Below are 19,896 nucleotides of genomic sequence, written 5' to 3'. Positions count from 1 at the left end.
AAAGACGTGGATGAGAAACGAATCAGAGAAACATTGAAGGATAAACAGCGAATCGTATTTAAGATCGGTTCGTCATCTATCATACATGAAGAGACCGGAGGTACGGATTACCGGAAACTGGAGACATTGGTGCGCATTATCTGTGATCTGAAAAATCAGGGAAAGGATGTGGTATTAGTATCATCTGGTGCAATTGGTGTCGGATTCGAGATGTTAGGACTGCGCAACAAGCCGAAGACAGTGTCCCTGAAGCAGGCATGTGCGGCAATTGGCCAGGGACAGCTTATGATGATCTATCAGAAGCTTTTTATGGAATATAATCATATGGCTGCACAGGTACTTCTGACATTTGATGCGATTACCGATCCGGAACGCCGCAGAAATGCTGAGAATACATTAAATGAGCTGTTACAGCAGGGAGTTATTCCGGTTGTAAATGAGAACGATACCGTTGCAACCGAAGAAATCGAGTTTGGTGACAATGATACGATGTCGGCAATTGTGGCACATCTGATCAAGGCAGATCTTTTGATCCTGCTTACGGATATTGATGGATTCTATACGGATGATCCACACAAAAATCCGGATGCAACAAAATTGACGTTAGTAGAGACTATTGATGATTCAATGAAGAATATGGCCAAGGGCGCTGTGACAACTTATGGTACAGGTGGTATGTCCACGAAGATTGCTGCTGCACGGATCGCAACGGATTCCGGTGCAGATATGGCAATTATGGACGCTAAGAAACTGACGCAGATCTATGATCTGATGGAAGGAAAATCAGTTGGTACTTTGTTTCTGGCACATGAAACTGATGATTTTGATACGGTAGATTTTATCGTGAATAAAGGATACCAGAAATAAGAATAGAAATGGAGAATATCGCATGAACGAAGCAGATATCCAGAGAATTAATGAATTAGCAAGAAAAAGCAAGACCGTGGAAGGTCTGACGGAAGCGGAGCTTGCGGAACAGGCATCTCTGCGTAAGGCATATATTGCAAATGTGAAGCGGAACCTGAAATCACAGCTTGATAATATCGATATCAAGGAAGCAGATGGAAGTATCACGCATGTGAAGGATATACCGAAGAATAAGAGGGGAGAGTATATCCAGATCCGCTTAAAATAGATAAAGGAATGGTTTACATGACAATTTCAGAATCAAAGAAAGCACTTCGGAAGGAGATTCTTGCAAAGCGCAGGAATCTGTCCGAAGCATATCAAAAGCAGGCAGCGAAAGAAATCTATGAGAAGCTCCGTGCGCTTGCTGTGTATAAAGAAGCAACGGTACTGTGTCTCTATGTACCGATTCACAAAGAAGTCGACTTATTTCAATATATTCCGGAATTCCGTGCGGATGGAAAGCAAATCTATCTGCCGCGTGTCAACGGGCATACCATGGATTTTTATGCATATAATGAACAGACTGCGCTTGTGGAGGGCGCATATCATATATTGGAACCGGACAGTCGTGTGCAACTTGAACCGGAAAATACAGATGATATATGTCTGATCGTGATGCCGGGGGCAGTATTCACGAAAAACTGTGACCGGATCGGTTACGGTGGTGGGTATTATGATCGGTATCTGGCAGTACATCCGGATTGTCATACGGTAGCTGTCGGTTATGCAGTCCAGATTGTAGATTCCATCAAGACAGAGGAAACGGATATCAAACCGGAGCTGATACTATACAATACTGAACAATAAAAATATTATGTAAACTATAGGCACAAAAACATAGAAACGTTGGGCAAAATGGAAAAAGGGAACGATGGAGGTTATGTATATGGGTGAAAAAAAAGGAATCGGCCTGGTTCTTGCCGGTGGTGGCGGTAAGGGTGCATATCAGGTTGGGGTATTAAAGGTGCTGCAGGAACAAGGCTTATTGCAGGATGTATCAGTGATTTCAGGCGCATCAATCGGCGCAGTGAATGCCATGTTATATTCGATGGATAATATGGACCGGATGTATCAGGCGTGGAATGAGATTGATATGGATACAGTCTTTGATGTTGATCTGAATATGCTTGCCGAAAACCGTATGTATTTCTCCCGGAATGAAATGCTTGCAATGTTTGAGAAATATATTGATATGGAGAAGATCAAAGCGGATTCCCGCGACATCTATGTATCAATCAGCCGTTTAAATGAGACGCAGCAGCCGGAGCAGGTAGAATATCGCAGGCTGGAGGATTATGATGCAGATACAATCCGGAAGATTTTGCTTGCATCCACAGCACTTCCTGTCATGTATGAGGCGGTTGAGATTGATGGGAAGAAATACCGGGATGGAGGATTGTTGGACAATGAACCGATCCAGCCACTCTATGATCTTGGAATCCGCCAGTTTATCGTGATTGGTATGCGTGCGGGAAAGGTTTTAAACACAGATAAATGGCCGGATGCACAATTTATCACAATCTATCCGAGTCATGATCTGGGGGATTTGATTGATGGAACGCTGAATTTTACGGGACGGGCAAAGGAATTTCGGCAGATGCTTGGAGAGAAGGATGCACTTCGGTCATTAAAAACAAAATTTCAACCGGATGATCTGTATATCCGGATGGAACCGGTGCTGGCACAGAATGATTACAACGATATCGTGATGCAGATGCGTGTAAACCATACATACAAAACGATGGAAAATCGTTTGAATTCCAATATTGAAAAGTTCAACAATATAGCTAAAAAGTACGAAAATTTATAAAATATTTTGACAATTTGCACAAAAAAATGTATAATTGTAATAAGTCAAAAATGACTTATACAAGGCGTGTAAAGGGGGCTTATCTATGGCAAAGACAATTATCACGATTGGTAGACAGTTTGGTAGTAATGGTCGTAACATTGGTAGAAAGCTTGCTGAAAAAATTTCCGCGAACTTCTATGATAAGGAATTGATCAATGAGACGGCAAAAGAAAGCGGATTGAGCGAGGAATTCTTAAAATCGCTGGATGAGAAACCAACAAGAAGTTTTCTGTATTCGCTTGTTTCAGATCCATACAGCTATGGATTTACAAGTGCAGGCTATCAGACAAATCTGAATCAACAGGCATTTCAGGCAACATATGATACGATAAAAAAACTTGCAGATAAAGGACCATCAGTGTTCGTAGGTCGTTGTGCAGACTACGCATTGCGTCACAATACGAATCTGGTTCGTATCTTTATACATTCGCCATTGGAGGAACGTATTAAGAACGTTTCCGAGCGTTTTAATCTTACTCCGGATAAAGCAAAGGCGCAGATTGTAAAGGAAGATAAGGCACGTGCATCGTATTATAACTATTACACTTCCAAAAAATGGGGTGCGCTTGAAAGCTATGATATATTTATCAATAGTAGTCTGATGAGCGAAGATGATACTGTCGATTTCATCATTGACTACATAGATAAGATAAAGTAGAAAAGAAGTCTGATAATTCATGGATAACTTATAAAAGCAAACATATAAAATACCATCAACAAATTATGAGTTGATGGTATTTTTGTATACAGTTATTACGTTGTATATGTCATAATTTTTTTGAATCAGAATTCGAAGGCAATGCATGTTCTCGGAGTTGTACCGTATTTCTGGCACGCCGTTTTCTGTAATCATCCATATCGGCATAGTGCTTCTTGGTTGTATTTACATCAGAGTGCCCGAGTACATCTGCAACAAGGTAGATATCATCGGTTTCCTGATACAAAGCTGTGCCAAATGTACTACGAAGCTTATGTGGTGTAATATGCTTTAACGGTACTGCAACCTGAGAATATTTTTTTACCATGTTCTGGATAGTCCGAACATTAATCCGTGAGTTGTGAGAGGAGAGAAACAGCGCATTTTCAGAGCCTTTGGCAGGTTCTATTTTCTTGCGTTGTTCCAGATATTCCTGCAAAGGTTCAGCTGCTTCATCACTGAAATAAACAATAGCTTCTTTGCCACCTTTTCGAACTACACGGATACTTGTATTCTCAAAATCAATATCACGAAGATCTAAACCAACGCATTCGGAGATACGGATACCTGTGGATAACATAAGAGTCATAATTGCCAGGTCACGTACTTTGGTTTTCTCGTGAAATTTAAGCTGACGGTCAGTCAAATTGGTTCCATATTCCACGGTATCCAGAAAATTAGCTGTTTCCGCCGGATCCATACGTGTAATAGGTTTTTCCGGAATTTTAGGACGATCTACCTTATCAAATATATTCTCATGCAGCATATTGTGTTTGTACAAGTAATTGAATAGCACGCTTAATGCACAGAGTTTCCTTTTTAAGGAAGATTTCCCATTCGTGTAAATGCGACCGTTTTTTTCGTATTTCTGAAGGTAATCGAGATAGTCTTCAATGAAAAATGTATCTAAGGACGCCAAAACATCCAAGGAGACATCTTTTGGGGTATTACATGGATGTTCCGTATATACCTCACAAATATACTCAAAAAATATTTTTATGTCCCGAACATAGCCAAGTCGGGTTCGCGGTGAAGTTTCCTGTTGCATACCACGAACAAACCGTTTGATGTAATCAGGAAGATTATTACATACGTTACGAATTAAATCTAAATTATGTTGTTCTTCCTTTTCATGATATGTAATATCAGCCATATTTTAAGCCTCCCAAAATACATGTGAAGTGTTGAGTTTTCTATGTTTACAGGATACCACTACTCTGTAAGAAAATCAATAGATAAATTCGTAAAACCTGAGTTTTGCGAAGAAATATATGCGTGAGACGGGATGCACTTCTGCTATCTTACAATGTTTAAATTATGTTGATTCCGGTTGGTTTTCAATTTGAAAATGACTGTATGAAATCAGAATCATTTATTTGAAAATAACGACAAAACCATGATAGTCTTTTTAAGAAAATTTGTGTTAATATATAATTACACATTTCAGATAGTAACCAAATATAAATAATTTAGCAAAGGAGAATTAAAAATTATGGGAAACACGTTTGAGAAAAAAATACCGTACAAGAAAGCAATTTGTTATTCTGGTTATCGTGAAGGACAAAGCCCTTCTGGTGAAATACCATCCAGAGAACAAATATCTGAAGACTTAAATTTATTAGTTGCAGATGGATATGGATATATTCGTATGTATGAGCCGAATGCACATGCCATTACTGCTCTGCAGGTTATCCGAGAGGAAAAGCTTCCATTGCAGTGTATGATAGGTATTGATTCTATGCCAGAGATCAATTCTCCGGAGTTTTATGGTGGTCCACAGAACTATAGTGAGGAAGAATTGGCTGCGCATGCTGCAAGTAACGATGCACAATTAGATAGATTAATTTCACTTGCAAACGAATATACAGATGAGATCATTGCTGTTTCTGTAGGAAATGAGAATCGTTTTCCTTTTGTAGGACATCTGGTATCCGAAGAACGTCTGGTATTTCATGCGAAGAAATTGCACACAGCGGTGAAACAGCCGGTTGCATTCTGTGAAGTTGATGTGGACTGGGAAAATCTGAAGTCTATCGCAGATGAAATCGATGTGATTGGAATTCATACATATCCATATCATATGGATGTGCCAATTGAGAGTGCGATGCAGATGACAAAGGAAAGCTTTGAAAATGCCTGCGCTATTTATCCTGATAAACAGATTTGTTTTACAGAAGCAGGCTGGACAACAAACACATCGCATGATGATCATGCCGGATATGCTTCTGTTGCAAATCAAAAACGTTATCTGACCGAGTTTGCTGAATATCTGGAAAAGGAACAAATTGTTGGTTTTATCTTCGAAGCCTTTGATGAGTTGTGGAAGGATCCATCTTCTCCTGCCGCTTCCGAATGCAACTGGGGTGTCTATGATATCAACAGAAAGAAAAAATGGTAAAGATTAAATAGCCAAGAGCCGCTTATCAAATTGTGACAGGCGGCTCTTATTATTTTTAGACATTTTTGTAAATAACATGTCAATGGAGCTTCTGGATCAAAGTCCGATAGATCTGCAAATACTCCTCTTCTACGTCCTCAAATGGTCGTACTGTATAATCTGGTTTATCATGAATCTGTGGTTTCGGTAAAGGCTGCTTCTCATGCAATAGATATGTAAGATCGTACCATAGCATAGCATTATCGATTTCTTTCAGGATTTCCTGTTCAACATTATCTAATGTACTTCCAAGAAAATGTGTGTAAATTACGTCGAGTAATTGATCTTCCAGCCGGTTATATTCTGGTAGCGTCTGTTTAAACGGTCGCGGAACGTCTGACATATAACATTCGCTTGCATCATGTAGCAGGCATGCCAGAATAAGACGTGCTGATAGTCCTTGTGCCTGAGCTTCCTTCGCACAGGCAATACAATGCTGCCCGACTGAGAAAAAGGTCTGTACATGCCCGTTTCCGCGGCACAGGAGAGATAAGGCATGTGCAATATCTTCGATACATAGAAGTGACACGTCTGGATTAACTGGGTCAAAATGTTTTCCAGTGTAAGTGGTTATGTATGACATAATATATCCTTTCGATTCTTGTAGTTCCTTAATAAATCTTCTTAATATCTTCGATTATACCATACATCTCCCGGAAATGTACAAGATCGGAAGCATCCTGTATCAACATAATATCTTCAAATGCTTTTGTTGCATTATCCTGAAATCCAGCCACCTGCTCTCCTGTGCAGATACTGCATTTGATGACAGGTGTTTTCTCGGCTGGGTTGTAGGTGGTGTGTGATTTTTTGTGGAAAAGTTTCATGGTGGGCTCCTTTGTGAGAGATTGAGTCATTATATACCCTATTATGCTTGTGGAAAAAGGTCAGTTTCAATTACTTCAAAACGATATTTCTGCTTGATATTAGGGTATTTCACATGATCCACTTCGCTTATAAACATGTCATATGGACGCGCACACGTTTTGTATGGAGGATAAAGTGCCTGATAGATCACAAGCTTCTCTCCTGTCTCTGTGTGGGAAGCAAATGCTAATATCTTGTAGAGATATTCGGCTGAGTGCGGATCGGTAATATATTCTCTTTTGAAATGGCGCACGATGGCACCGATGGTAAAATTATGCATAAATTAACATCCTTTCCACATACAAAATAATTTTTCAACTATTAATATTTTGAATAACAAGCTTACTTTTACAATCAACTTTTTATTCATTATTAATATTAATTTCCAATTTATTATATAATTGTATTAATATTTTTTAATGATTCTATTTTCTTTGAAATTTTATTTTTTATCCAATCCTCTGATACGAAATCGAGGATATACATTCCACCAAGCTGATTAAGATACTTTGATAAAAAACCTACATCATCGGTATTTATATTATATCCTTTAGTGTGAGCATCCATTATCGCCTCAATAAAAGGTCTTAAGATGTGGATATTATTGGATGTATTTCTTTCCATGAAATGCATTATGTAATCAGAATGATTGCATACAAATTTTGTTAATTCGTAATGGTCTTTGCGCTCTTTATCATAAGTTAGTCTACCTATCCACCAAAGTCTTGCAATTGCATTACGGTTTAAGGATCTTCTGCCTCCGAATCCGAAGAAATAGTGTTGTAATACATTTTCAACAGTTTGTGTGGGCCATCTATATTGCACATAATTATATCCAGATCCTAAACATAATGCTGCCCATAATCTTTCTTCGGATGCATTAGAATCAGATAAAAAGTTTAATGTATCATAAACTCTTTTAACATTTTCAAAGTCTGTATCAATTGGTTTGTCTTTTGACATGTCAAAGATTATTTCTGGTAAATCTGTATATTTAGTATTAATAAATGGATTTTTTCCACAAACATCTTGAATCCAACTATTGTTATTGTAATTTTTGTATTTATTTAAGCACAATGTTATACACGCTTTATCTTTAAGTAGATTCAAACTATCAATATCTAAAATCTGAAGTATCATTTGTCCTCCTCTTCATTGTTATTGCAACCTAGGTTGGCAAGGTTTTCTAGTGCATTATTTATTGGTGTTTTTAGCATTTTTTGTGCCAATTCATAAATATCTTCGTTATCTATCATGAATATATTTTTATTAAAATTTTTATTAAGAGCTTCTTGAATTGATTTAAACCATGATAGATTTCCAAAATTTGATTCAATGCTTTCATGATCCATTTTTTGTAATTCACTTAAAACATAAAGCAAAGCAGGAAAAACAATTGCTGAATTTAAAATATCATGCAATTTTGAATCATTGGACATTGAACGGAATAGGGCAAAATCTTTTTCATTTAATTTAATTTTTATTCTTTCTTCGCTTGCATATTCGATTACCATATGATATTGACTACCATCCATATTTTTCAAAATTCTGAATGGTGATGAACTATTCAAGAGATCATGTACGCTTTTTTCAATCTGCCAATTATGCTGCTTCCCTATTGCTAATAAACCGCCTTTCTCTATTTTGGGAATTGGACTTGAATAATATGGATTAAAGTTTATGCTTTGATAATTTGTGAGAGTTTCCTTTGCAACGATAAATGGACAAAAATGTAATTCTCCAGATATCTTTGTGCCTTTTGTAATTATTTTATATTCGTTGCAATCTGTTTCAAATATTTCTCGATACCCAGTTCTAGAACATTCAACATGATAAAGAAATGTTGCCTTTCCACATGATATTAATTCTTGTAACTTGGAATCTGTAAGTAACGCATTTACGTTTATTAATAAATCAAAACCGTCACGGAGTATCTCCGCCTTTACTTTAAATTCTGCATTTAAATAACTGTCATTAAATTCTGCCAATACAGGATATGGGTAAAGCCTATATTTAATGTCCATATACTCTCACCTCCAAAGAACATATATCTGAATAGTCAATTGTTACATTTAGAGTAGTTGTTGCGCCTTTACTAATATTTATGCCTTCTATCTTTGCACCATGTGTTTTTAATGGAATCCCATTAATGGATGCTGATTTTATGAATGCGTTATATGCTCCGTTTTCTGCGCCAATGTTAATGTAAATAATACCATCAATGATATCTTGTCTGGTAGAAATGGTTATTTCATATTTTCCACTTAAAATGTCAATTGGCCTAAAATGTATATTTGAGTGAATGGATCTAATGCTTTCTGCTTCTCCAGATTGATCTATCAATGGTGGATTAGAGCCTGGGAGTTCACCCGGTCCAGGACCTGGTTCTGAACCAGGTTTTGGACCAGTTTTATGCTCATGCATACGTTCGCCACCGCTTGTTCCCTGTTTTGAATCACCATGACTGGATGTTTCACCATCTTCGTTTTTTATATCTACATTGCTAGGGGGAACAACCTTTAATTCTTTTGTTTGGCTTATTTCCAATATTTCATCTGTTAATGTTTGTTGTATTTCTTCTGTTTTTGAAAAAAGGTCAGGAAGGCAGTCACCAATATGGGGATCAATCTCCCCTTCTGAGTCCTGTCCACGCAATTCCTTAAATAATTTTTGAAGCTCATTGTATAATGCATCTCTTTGCTTTCTTGCTGCGTTTTTTAAATCGGAATTATCATATCTTGACAATTCCCATTTGTTATGTTGAATATTTTCTAGTCCACCAAGTAATTTTGATATTTCAGTTCCTTTTATTACACAGATACCAGAGAATGGAACAGTCGTTGAAATATTACCTTTATCAAAAATTTTCATCCCTGGGTATCTTATTATAGCTACTCGTTTATGATAGCCAGACTCAACTAGCATGCTTATTTCTACATCATTATTTTCCAGTAAGGAATAAGAACGTGTAGTTGCTTTGCCAGATGTCATTATGCGATAATAGTCATATGTTTTGTCATCGATATCATTTTTGTATTCTTCTATTAGCCTAGGTAATTCTTGGCTGTTTATTGTAGTGTTACCAACTTCTACTATTAAGTGATTTTCTTGAATTGCATAAAAGAATCCGTCTAATACAGAAGTAATAAGGTCTTTTTTCCAATTATCTTTGCTAAACTTAAAGCCAATAATATAGATATCAGTTCCAGGCGTTTTTCTGATATAATTATCCTCTAGTTTAAGTTGAGAAAGAATCGGCATAGATAATTCCTCACAGTAATAACCGATATCTGAATATAAATGGTTTTCCTCATCAAGAAAACCGATTAATTTTGTGACACCCTGGTGTGCTTCGCATTCATTTTCAACATATGTATTATAAAATACCGTTTGTATATCTGAACAACTAAATGTAGCCATTTTCCCACTTCCGTAAGAACCGATTGCCCCATCGACTTTATCTGACGATCCTACAGATCTTACTAAGCGAAACCAAGGGGATGTAAAATTACTATTTGCAGTTGTAGCACCAGGTAAACCGGAAGTATTAAAATCACTAATCCTTAGAACATCAATTTGTGATGCATTGAGTATGGGGATGCTTTTTTCAAAATATTTTAACGCTTTAACAAATTTTTGTTTTTGGCAAAAAGTATTTGCTTTATCATAAAAATATTTTAGATTTTGATAGCCTGGAATATTATGAGAGTCCATTCGAAATAAATCAAATTGAATTTTTACAGGTTCTTCGCTTGTACCAGCATCAATTGAATTTTGACAAATTTCTCGTGTTAATGATTTGACAGGCTCTCCCTTAAATAAATCTATTCCAGAATCACCTATACCATGGAACTGTCCTCCATCGTTTTTTGGAAAAAACCAATCCATTTCTTATCCCTCCTTTGTTAATTAATAAAGTTTTGTTTTCAATGAATTTTTTACAAAAATATTTCATGTACCTAGCTTAAAAGTATTATTTTTATTCAAGCTAGAGGTTTCAAATTTTTGACGTGAAATTTTTAATTCTTTTTCAATTGTATTGAAAATAACTGATATGTCTTTATCTGAATATTCATATGAGCGCCTATCTGACAAATTTCCAATTAACTGAAGCATTTTTATTGTTTTATTCGTTCGAGCTTCAGCAAGTCTAACAAATTTTTCTCTTTTAGATTCCATCATATATCAATCCTCTTTCTAATACTTTATTAATAAATCTAATATATAAATAAGAATATTTTTTGAATATATAAGATATGTATATTATATATCTCAGAAAAAGAAAATGTCAACATTATTGTAAAAATATATGTAATAAAAAACAAATATTGCAAAAAATCCGCAACATTAGTTGCGGATAAAGATTATGATAAGTATTTAAGAAGGTTATCGGCTATTCCTTTGGCAAGTAAAGGTGGAACAGCATTTCCAACCTGTTGAAATTGTGAATCTTTAGTTCCAACAAATTCAAAAGAATCAGGAAATGACTGTAATCTTGCTGCTTCTCTTATTGTTACTGCGCGATTCAATGTTGGATGTATCCACATTGATTTTCTTACATTGCAAACAGTACCAGATGCTTCGTTTGGATTTAGTCTTAAATAAATAGTGTTTTGAGTTCTTTCCGGTTTTGAATAAGTTGATTTCATTTCATCGGAAAGACTATGGAAATTTTTCCCTTGCATTATTTTTTTGAATCGTTCTTTAGCGGTAACTGTTGATTTTGTAGTAATATGGTTTTTGATAGAATTACATCCAGCTCTCATTAATTTTGCATATTCGCTAAGTGTGTCGTTTTTATTATATGGAATCTCAGGAAAGTCTTTTTCGTAACCAGCAGTGTATGTGGACAAATCCATTATTGCATCTCCGACAGTAATATTTTTTAATTTCTCTGGTTTTGTAGGTAATTGTGGTTCAATATTATGATATAAATCATTTTTTATTCCCATGACAATGTATCTTTTTCGTTCTTGTGGAACACCAAACCATTTGGCATTTACGGTATTGCCGACTTGGATATATTCACCGCCAAGAATAGCATTTATATAATCAATAACCGAATATGAATTTACGTTGTAAATTAAAAAACCATTTTTATCAACGCTGAAATGACCAATTAATTTATTACTTTTAATTTCCTTAATAGTTGAAATCATTTTTTGTAAGTTGACAATATAAGATATTTCTTGTGTTTTGGAGACAATGTTGTTTTTGCTAATTGATTCATTTATAACAACAAGTCTATTAATAATTGATTCATCTAAAAAATCATATATATTTTGTTGTGAATTTAATAAGGTTGTAATTTGTTTAATAATTTTTTCGCCATTGTTATTTATATATTTTATTAGACGGTCTTGTTTACTGATATTTTTATTTAATACACTTAATAAATGTAGTAATTCTGCAGGGATGGTGAAATGCTCTAAATTTTCATTTTCTATTTGTGTATAATCTATGTTCTCAAATAATTGATTGCTTATGTATATAGTGTCTTTCCTTTTCGGAATGTTAAATCCGTTTTTTATAAGTTGGTTTATTTCATTGTAATCCTTTTCTGATTCATAAAATCTATGAGTATTTGACCTAAGCATACTAACATTTTCCATAATAAAGGCTTTGGGCTTAATTTCTTTTATTGCCCTAAAAAACTCTTTAATAAGAGAATTGTTCATGCTAATGAGATGGTTCTTTTGCCTATTTGCATTTGAAAAACCTTGACACGGAGGACCACCAATTACAACATCAATTCCGCCTAAAGAATTATTTAATGCAGAAAAATCATATCCGAGAACATTATCTATAAAAACAAAATTATTTTTTGAATTTACTAAGTTTTTTTTGTATGTAGCTTGAGCATTTTTATTTATTTCAGCAGCGGCGAGAATTTGAAATTTGCCAGTCATTTCAAAACCAAGACTTAAACCACCAGCACCGGCAAATAAGTCAATTGTTTTTAGCATTTATATAGCCTCTCTTTCTTTGAGTGATAGACCACTTTGCTTGTGGAGCCATTCATTAATTATAGATTTCCATTTAATAACAAGGTTGTAGACTAGCATATTTTTGAACATTATCATTTTTTTTATAGAGTCTTGGAATACATTGTTGCATATTTTTCCTGTGTATCTCCAGCGTTTATTTCTCATTATGATTTCCTCCTCGAATAATGTACATTTTAACATAGAGGGGAAAAAAACTCAAACATAGTGGAAAAAACATTTGGATAAATAGAATAATAAGTATCTTACTAAAATTAACATTTATTTGATTTATGAATTCATAAATACAATAAAGCCGCATATCCATAACAGATACGCGACTGCTTGCGTGTGGTTGAAATTATCTTTGGATGAGGATTAATCAATCCCAAAACTCCGTTCATCTTCCACCACATCCAGTTTCTTGACATCCATCCCTGTGATCTGGACAAATCGACGTCCGGCGAGGAATGCGACCAGCTCATCAATGGCTGCTTCTGATCCCTGCACTTCCATCTCGACATCACCGTTATACAGGTTCTTCACCCAGCCGGTAAGCCTAAGCTGGTTTGCTTTGTGCTCGGAATAGTACCGGAAGCCGACACCTTGTACATTTCCGTGAAATATAATATGTTTTCTGATGATATCTGACATGTTGTTCTCCGTTTATATGTGTTTTTTTGCTTACTTTATATTCTGAAAACACTCGATATGTGTTTCTCTACTTATTTCTTGTCTCAAACACACACTTTTAGTTCTATGATGTATCGATTAGTTTCCGGGTGTGTTTTTTTACTTACTCTATATTTTAGAAACACATAATATGTGTTTTTTACCTATTATCTTGTCTCATACACACACTTTTTGTTCCATGATGTATCAATTAGATTCCCAGGTGTGTTATTTTGCTTTATTTTTATTCTGAAAACACACAATATGTGTTTTTCTACTTATTTCTTCTCTCATACACACACTTTTGTTCCATGATGTATCAATTAGTTTCCAGAGTGTGTTTTTCTGTCGGTTTTTCGTTTCATAATCTATAATAATGTAATTATAAGACATTTCCTATATGGTTGCAATGGAATAGGTATAAGAGAACTCAAATTTACCATCAGATAATCTGTAAGAAGCTGTCGATAACTAAATTGTAAATAATAAATGTAGCCAATAAATTAATAATATGTGCATATAAAAAGAGATAATCATTCCAAAAAAATTAGAAATGATTATCTCTTTCAGCGCATATCGTTAGTTATAACAAAAAGTGTTTCAAATATATTCTATTATACATCCTAATAGCATCCATAATCTGATCACAGATAGTTACAGATTACAGACACTTCTTCACATCATCTAAAATCTGCTCCACAGTCAGGTGGTTGTCCTTCAGAACATCGTTTACATCATAGCGATCTAAGAATTCCTTCTTGATACCGAAGTTTAATACCTTCATATCAGATGCTCCATAGAAACGAGCAATCTTCTCACCAAAACCACCATCTAAGATTCCATCTTCGAGTGTGATGACGACATCGTGGTTTGCCTTCAAGTCTTCGAGCATTGCCGAATCGAGACCGGTAATGTAATATGGATTGATAATGGTTGCTTCGATGTCGGTTTCTGCTTTTAATGCTTCTGCTGCTTCCACACCAAGTCCGTAAAACGAGCCAAGACCGATGATAGCAACCTTGTTGCCCTGCTTTGTAATCTCATATTTGTTCAGCTTTGAGAAGTCTTTTGTGACTGTCTTACCATCGGAGACAAATGCGCCGCCTGGTACGCGGATCGCTACCGGATGCTCTGTCTGTGCGATGCTCCAGTCTAACATGGCAAGATATTCTTCCTTTGTTGTTGGGGCGAGGTAGACAAGACCAGGGATATTTGCCATCATAGGAATGTCATAGATGCCAAGGTGTGTGACATCGTTCATCCCGTAAATCGATGCAGAGAAAGTCAGGATTGTAGCCGGATTGCCATTTACACACAGATCCTGCGCCAACTGGTCATAGGTTCTCTGGATAAATGTGCTGTATACGCCGTAGACTGGCTTGCCGCCGCTTTTCGCAATACCGGAAGCGAGAGCCACTGCTGTTTCCTCTGCGATTCCAACGTCCACAAACTGTCTGCCTGCTTCTTTGCGTTTGTCTTCTGTGAAGCCCATAACGGTTGGTGTAGCGGATGTGATCGTCACAATGCTTGGATCTTCTTTCATTTTTTTCATCAGATAATCACAGGTAACGCTTGAATAATCTTCTCCACCGAAATCAGCAATTACTTCTCCGGTCTCGATATCAAATGGCAGATGCCAGTGCCACTCTTCCTTGTGTGTTTCGGCGAGCTTGTAGCCTTTTCCTTTCAGAGTACGAATATGTACCACGACTGGTTTTGTACTGTCCTTGACGCTCTCAAACGCCTTGATTAACGACTGAATATCATTTCCCTCATGAACATACACATAGTCAAGCCCCATCGCCTTAAAAAGGTTACATTCAGCCTGGCCGTTTGTCTCGCGCAGGAGTTTTAAGTTCTGATATAGTCCACCATGATTTTCTGCGATTGACATATCGTTATCGTTCACAACGATGATCAAATTGCTTTGCAGTTCAGAAGCAAAATCCAAACCCTCTAATGCTTCACCACCACTCAAAGAGCCATCACCGATGATTGCAATTACATTTCCGTTCTCACCCCGAACATCACGTCCCTTTGCCAGACCACATGCCAGGCTGATAGAGGTAGATGTATGACCGATTATGAAATGGTCATGGTCGGTTTCTTCCGGATTGCTGTAGCCGGATACATCGTCGTAATGATCCTCGTAGAGGTAGGCGTCTTTCCTTCCTGTAAGCATCTTGTGTGGGTAGGTCTGATGTGATACGTCAAATACAAATTTATCCTTCGGAGATTCAAATACATAGTGCAAAGCAATCGTTGCTTCTACCATACCGAAGTTTGGACCAAAATGTCCGCCGTGGATGCTGGCGCGTTTTAAGAGGGCCTGCCGTATTTCAGCAGCCAAACTTGTAAGTTCATCTCCTGAAAGCTTCTTCACATCATCCGGACCGTTGATTTTCTCAATGTACATAACGTTTGTACCTCCTGATTTTTCCTATTGTGTAATTTATAAAAAGGATGAAAACTATCTTTATTCATCCTTTTTATGTATACTATACAACCTAAACTTAGCTTTAGGTCAAGTAAAAAATATAAAATTAACAGCTTAAATGCCCATTCAATCTGTCAGATTTTTAAATAAATCCATCTATCGAAGTTTCTTTAGTATATTCTGAAAATAGTCCGGAAGTTCTGCATGCCATTCCATATATTCTCCGGTGATTGGATGTTCAAATCCAAGTACTCCTGCGTGTAATACCTGTCCCTGTGTGGTAAATGGCTTCTGCTTTGGACCATAAACATCATCTCCGAGCAACGGATGATTGATGCTTGCCATATGCACACGGATCTGATGTGTCCGACCGGTTTCAAGCTCGCATTCCACAAGTGAAAAGTTCTGCTTTAATCGTTCAATTACACGGTAATGTGTGACCGCATGTCTGCCGTTTGGGTCAATTGCCATCTTCTTGCGGTCGGTTTTGTGTCTGGCAATTGACTTGTCAATCGTTCCCTCGTCTGTTGTAAATTGGTTATAGACAATTGCTGTATAGATTCTGTGAATATCGTGTATCTTAAACTTGTCAGATAAAATGCGATGGGCCTGATCGCTTTTGCAGGCAACTAAAAGCCCTGTTGTATCCATATCAATCCGATGTACGATACCTGGTCGTAATACTCCATTGATCGAAGATAGGGAATCTTTGCAATGATACATCAAAGCACTGACGAGAGTTCCGCTTGTATGTCCCGGCGCTGGGTGCACAACCATTCCCTTTGGCTTATTTACGACGATGATATCTGCATCTTCATATACGATATCAAGAGGGATGTCTTCTGGTTCGATATCCAATTCTTCTGCTTCGGGGATTTCTACTGAGATTGTATCGCCTGTCCGTAGCTTGTAATTAGACTTGGCAGATCTGCCGTTTACCAGTATGAAATTATCATCTAACAGCTTCTGGATATATGAACGCGATTGGTCAGAAATCTGTTCTGTCAGATATTTGTCCAATCGCATGCCTATTTCTGTGGAGGCTGTTTCAATCTTGAATTCGAAGGTTTCCATTATATATTATCTTAATCTTTTTTATGTTGTCTTTTTTGAATCTGAGTCGGTTTCTACAAAAGTATCGTTCCCATCTTCTTGCTCGTGATGGGATGTTTTAGACTCTGATTTAGAAAATAATGCATCAATCTCATGATCGTGGTAGTAAAATGCACACAGCAGAATCAATACGATCATACTGACAGTTACATAGATGTCTGCAACATTGAAAATCGGGAAATTGATTAACCGGAAATCGAAGAAATCTACTACGTAATGCAGATAGATGCGATCAATCATGTTTCCGATGGCTCCGGACACAAGGACTACCAGACAGATGCGCAATGGCAAAAATCGTTTGCTCTGTGGTAGTTTTGCATAGACGCAAGCACAGACAAGTAATATAGCAATCGTCAGAATCAGAAATATAATTCTGCCATTTTTAAACATTCCCCAGGCAATTCCTGTGTTTTGAATGTATGTCAGATGGAATACATTTTGAATCAGCGGACGGGATTCATGTAGAGCAAAGGAGCCACGTACCATAAGCTTTGTAACCTGATCAAATGCAACCAGCAAGCCAATGCAGAGTATCGGTATTATATAAATTTTAATTTTTTGTTTCGTATTCATCTTGATATCGTTCCTGTAATTCTTTTAATGCAAGAAGCATGTCTTCATCGCTTACATCCATATCGATATAAGCGTGACCGACTGTCTCTAATAAAATAAATTTAATTTTTCCACCAATAGCTTTTTTGTCGTTTTTGGTATAGGAGATAATTTTCTTCAAATCAGCATCTGCTGGTAACTTCGGTACATGATATGGTTTCATGCTGTGTAATATATCACGCAGCTCTGCTTCGGTAATATTCCCTTTTTTATAAGAAATAATACTTGCCAGAGCACATCCGATAAAGACGCATTCTCCATGAAGAAATTCAAAGTTCATGTATTTTTCGATAGCATGTCCGAGTGTATGTCCAAAATTAAGAAGTGCACGCTCTCCTTTTTCTGTTGGATCATTCTCTACAACATTTTTCTTGACGATATTACTCTCATAGATCATCTCTCCGACTGTTTGAAGATCAAGAGATGCAATCTTTGATTCGTTTTCCTTTAACCATGTAAAATATGGTGCGTTTTTTATGAGCCCATGTTTGATGATTTCACCCATACCAGAACAAAACTGTCGGTTTGAGAGCGTTTTCAGAACAGATAGATTCATATACACAAGTTTAGGCATATGGAATGCACCAACCATATTTTTATAAGAATCAAAATCCACACCGGTTTTTCCGCCAATGCTGGAATCAACCTGGGATAAAAGACTGGTTGGAATCTGTATAAAATCAATTCCCCGCAGATAGGTGGCGGCTGCATATCCGGTCAGATCTCCTACGACTCCACCGCCGAGTGCAATTAATACATCGTTGCGGTCAAATTTCTCTTCAATTAAATGCGTGTATAGATTTCGAACAACATCGAGATTCTTACTTGCTTCCCCTTCTGGAAAAACAAAGGAGGTTGTATATGTGCAGGCATCTTTGATAGAAAGCAATATAGCATCCAAATATAAGGATGCTACATGACTTTCGGATACCACACAGATCTTACGGTTACTGTAGCCAAGTTTCTGAATCATATCGGAAAGGGCATCAAAGCCTTCTTCATAAACGATATCATAGATTGGCTTATCATCAAGATGTACAGTTAAATTCTTCATGGTAACTCTTCTTTCTGTATGTAATACGATATTTGATTAGATAAATTCAAAACCGTCATTATCGGTTTCAGTGTCCTCGTCGTCACCTTCTCCGATGAGTGCTGGACCGTTTTTCTTTTCTTCTACCTCACCTTCGATACTTTCTGTATGATCCTCAGCAATTGTATCATCTTTATCATCCGTAGATTCTGATAAATGAGATAAAATAGTCGGAATCTCATCTACTGATTCCACTTTTTTCTCAGGTTCCGGTTTTGACTCTGGTTTTACTTCAGATACTACAGGTTCCGTATTTTGCTCTTGTTTTACCTCAGGTGCTACAGCTTTATGCTTTGATTCTTGTTTTACTTCAGAACGTGAAGCAGGTTCCGGTTTTATATCCGGTTTTGTTTGTGGTTTTGATTCCGGCTTTGCTTGAGCTGCTTCTTTTGCTTTTTGCATAGCAGCCGCAGCTTCAGAACTACCGACAGTTGCACGCTTCATCTTTTTACGTTCTTCAGCAGAATTAGCTACTTTTAAAGTGGATTTTTTCTCTTCTGTATTCTTATTTTTTGCATCAAATGGATTATAATCCTTCTGATCCTTCGGTTTGAAAGGATCTACGAAATTCTCACCGGCACTTAAACTCTGTGTATAGACCGCACTTGTGCTGGTTGTATCACCACTGCCGAAACCACCTAATGTAGATTCATCACGCATTTGTGGATCACCTGTGTAAGCACCGAATCCATCCGATACAGATGAAGAGGTCTGTTTTTCTTCACCACCCATTAACGCCCAGGCGCGATCATCAATCATGGAAGATGGATCGAAATCCTGTTCACCTAAAAACTCAAACTGTTTTTGAATCAGAGAACAGAAATTTGATTTGTACGCGGTGTATTTGGCCTCTAATAATGCTATTTCGTCTTCCAGGCGCTCTAAGCGTTTCTCTGCGTCTGCGACAATATTATTTGCCTGAATCTTTGCATCTCGAAGAATCCCTTTTGCCTCTTTGGTAGCATTGGAAATTGTTTCTACAGTATCCTTCTCCGCACGTTTTAAACTTTTTTCAAGATGCGATTCTTTGGAACGATAATTCTGCAATGTATCATTTAATATGGAGACCTTCTCTTTTAACTCCGCATTCGAACGATACAAATCCTCATAGCTTTCTGAAACACTGTCAAAAAATGTGTTTACATCTTTCTTGTCGTAACCCAATCCGACATGAAATTTTTTCTGTTGAATATCAACTGGTGTAAGCAACTTTTCAACCCCCC

At 36.8% G+C, this 19,896-nt stretch carries 22 protein-coding genes; 6 read left to right on the top strand and 16 right to left on the bottom strand.

The features are described 5' to 3' along the window. Window positions 1-6 precede the first annotated feature (6 nt). The 5 genes from proB (at window position 7) to KP625_RS02880 (ending at window position 3,419) form a co-directional block, all read left to right on the top strand. Window positions 7-867 carry a glutamate 5-kinase gene (proB, locus tag KP625_RS02900; protein WP_238299170.1) on the top strand — a complete coding sequence of 287 codons (861 nt, stop codon included), beginning with the start codon at window positions 7-9 and terminating at the stop codon, window positions 865-867. 22 nt (window positions 868-889) lie between these two features. Next, the gene (locus tag KP625_RS02895; protein WP_238299169.1) at window positions 890-1,135 is read left to right on the top strand and encodes a DUF896 domain-containing protein; all 246 of its coding nucleotides are present in this window, start codon (window positions 890-892) and stop codon (window positions 1,133-1,135) included. Between the two features lie 17 nt (window positions 1,136-1,152). After that, a complete protein-coding gene (locus KP625_RS02890; protein ID WP_238299167.1) occupies window positions 1,153-1,716 on the top strand; it encodes a 5-formyltetrahydrofolate cyclo-ligase in 564 nt (187 codons plus the stop codon). Between the two features lie 79 nt (window positions 1,717-1,795). Then, window positions 1,796-2,719: a patatin-like phospholipase family protein gene (locus KP625_RS02885; protein ID WP_238299165.1), complete on the top strand. Its 924-nt coding sequence runs from the start codon at window positions 1,796-1,798 to the stop codon at window positions 2,717-2,719. A gap of 85 nt (window positions 2,720-2,804) precedes the next feature. Then, a complete protein-coding gene (locus KP625_RS02880; protein ID WP_238299163.1) occupies window positions 2,805-3,419 on the top strand; it encodes an AAA family ATPase in 615 nt (204 codons plus the stop codon). 109 nt (window positions 3,420-3,528) lie between these two features. On the opposite strand, the gene KP625_RS02875 is transcribed toward KP625_RS02880, so the two are convergent. Further along, window positions 3,529-4,611, bottom strand: a complete 1,083-nt coding sequence (locus tag KP625_RS02875; protein ID WP_305000016.1) for a tyrosine-type recombinase/integrase — start codon at window positions 4,609-4,611, stop codon at window positions 3,529-3,531. A gap of 339 nt (window positions 4,612-4,950) precedes the next feature. Between KP625_RS02875 and KP625_RS02870 the strand changes: the two genes are divergently transcribed. After that, window positions 4,951-5,856, top strand: coding sequence for a hypothetical protein (locus tag KP625_RS02870; protein WP_238299161.1), 906 nt, complete (start codon window positions 4,951-4,953; stop codon window positions 5,854-5,856). Window positions 5,857-5,935: 79 nt separating this feature from the next. Here KP625_RS02870 and KP625_RS02865 read toward each other — a convergent pair whose 3' ends face one another. The 15 genes from KP625_RS02865 to KP625_RS02795 form a co-directional block, all read right to left on the bottom strand. Next, window positions 5,936-6,478 carry a hypothetical protein gene (locus KP625_RS02865; protein WP_370641401.1) on the bottom strand — a complete coding sequence of 181 codons (543 nt, stop codon included), beginning with the start codon at window positions 6,476-6,478 and terminating at the stop codon, window positions 5,936-5,938. A 28-nt stretch (window positions 6,479-6,506) separates the two neighbouring features. After that, window positions 6,507-6,722 carry an aspartate dehydrogenase gene (locus KP625_RS02860; protein ID WP_238299160.1) on the bottom strand — a complete coding sequence of 72 codons (216 nt, stop codon included), beginning with the start codon at window positions 6,720-6,722 and terminating at the stop codon, window positions 6,507-6,509. Window positions 6,723-6,763: 41 nt separating this feature from the next. Further along, on the bottom strand, window positions 6,764-7,042 hold the full coding sequence (locus tag KP625_RS02855) for a DUF1653 domain-containing protein (protein WP_238299159.1): 279 nt from the start codon (window positions 7,040-7,042) through the stop codon (window positions 6,764-6,766). A gap of 113 nt (window positions 7,043-7,155) precedes the next feature. Further along, on the bottom strand, window positions 7,156-7,902 hold the full coding sequence (locus KP625_RS02850; protein ID WP_238299158.1) for a DUF6339 family protein: 747 nt from the start codon (window positions 7,900-7,902) through the stop codon (window positions 7,156-7,158). Beyond that, window positions 7,899-8,786 carry a hypothetical protein gene (locus KP625_RS02845; RefSeq protein ID WP_238299157.1) on the bottom strand — a complete coding sequence of 296 codons (888 nt, stop codon included), beginning with the start codon at window positions 8,784-8,786 and terminating at the stop codon, window positions 7,899-7,901. The genes KP625_RS02850 and KP625_RS02845 overlap by 4 nt, the downstream gene beginning before the upstream one ends. Next, window positions 8,776-10,650, bottom strand: a complete 1,875-nt coding sequence (locus tag KP625_RS02840; RefSeq protein ID WP_238299156.1) for a hypothetical protein — start codon at window positions 10,648-10,650, stop codon at window positions 8,776-8,778. Before KP625_RS02840 ends, KP625_RS02845 begins: the two co-directional genes overlap by 11 nt. A gap of 63 nt (window positions 10,651-10,713) precedes the next feature. Further along, a complete protein-coding gene (locus KP625_RS02835) occupies window positions 10,714-10,944 on the bottom strand; it encodes a hypothetical protein (protein WP_238299155.1) in 231 nt (76 codons plus the stop codon). Between the two features lie 182 nt (window positions 10,945-11,126). Continuing rightward, a complete protein-coding gene (locus tag KP625_RS02830) occupies window positions 11,127-12,728 on the bottom strand; it encodes a DNA cytosine methyltransferase (RefSeq protein ID WP_238299154.1) in 1,602 nt (533 codons plus the stop codon). Beyond that, window positions 12,729-12,914 (bottom strand): hypothetical protein, encoded by a 186-nt coding sequence (locus KP625_RS02825; RefSeq protein WP_238299153.1) that lies wholly within the window; start codon window positions 12,912-12,914, stop codon window positions 12,729-12,731. Between the two features lie 210 nt (window positions 12,915-13,124). After that, on the bottom strand, window positions 13,125-13,400 hold the full coding sequence (locus KP625_RS02820; protein ID WP_238299152.1) for an acylphosphatase: 276 nt from the start codon (window positions 13,398-13,400) through the stop codon (window positions 13,125-13,127). Window positions 13,401-14,079: 679 nt separating this feature from the next. Continuing rightward, the gene (locus tag KP625_RS02815) at window positions 14,080-15,834 is read right to left on the bottom strand and encodes a 1-deoxy-D-xylulose-5-phosphate synthase (RefSeq protein ID WP_238299151.1); all 1,755 of its coding nucleotides are present in this window, start codon (window positions 15,832-15,834) and stop codon (window positions 14,080-14,082) included. A gap of 177 nt (window positions 15,835-16,011) precedes the next feature. Further along, on the bottom strand, window positions 16,012-16,929 hold the full coding sequence (locus KP625_RS02810; protein ID WP_238299150.1) for an RluA family pseudouridine synthase: 918 nt from the start codon (window positions 16,927-16,929) through the stop codon (window positions 16,012-16,014). 21 nt (window positions 16,930-16,950) lie between these two features. Continuing rightward, complete coding sequence (gene lspA / locus KP625_RS02805) at window positions 16,951-17,541, bottom strand: signal peptidase II (protein ID WP_238299149.1); 591 nt, start codon at window positions 17,539-17,541, stop codon at window positions 16,951-16,953. Continuing rightward, window positions 17,519-18,634, bottom strand: coding sequence for a 3-dehydroquinate synthase (gene aroB / locus KP625_RS02800; RefSeq protein WP_238299148.1), 1,116 nt, complete (start codon window positions 18,632-18,634; stop codon window positions 17,519-17,521). Before aroB ends, lspA begins: the two co-directional genes overlap by 23 nt. A 36-nt stretch (window positions 18,635-18,670) precedes the next feature. Next, window positions 18,671-19,882 carry a DivIVA domain-containing protein gene (locus KP625_RS02795; RefSeq protein ID WP_238299147.1) on the bottom strand — a complete coding sequence of 404 codons (1,212 nt, stop codon included), beginning with the start codon at window positions 19,880-19,882 and terminating at the stop codon, window positions 18,671-18,673. Window positions 19,883-19,896: the final 14 nt, after the last annotated feature.

The organism is Eubacterium sp. MSJ-33 (assembly GCF_022174665.1).
GTDB lineage: Bacteria > Bacillota > Clostridia > Lachnospirales > Lachnospiraceae > Coprococcus_C.
This window is presented reverse-complemented; position numbering and strand designations above follow the sequence as displayed.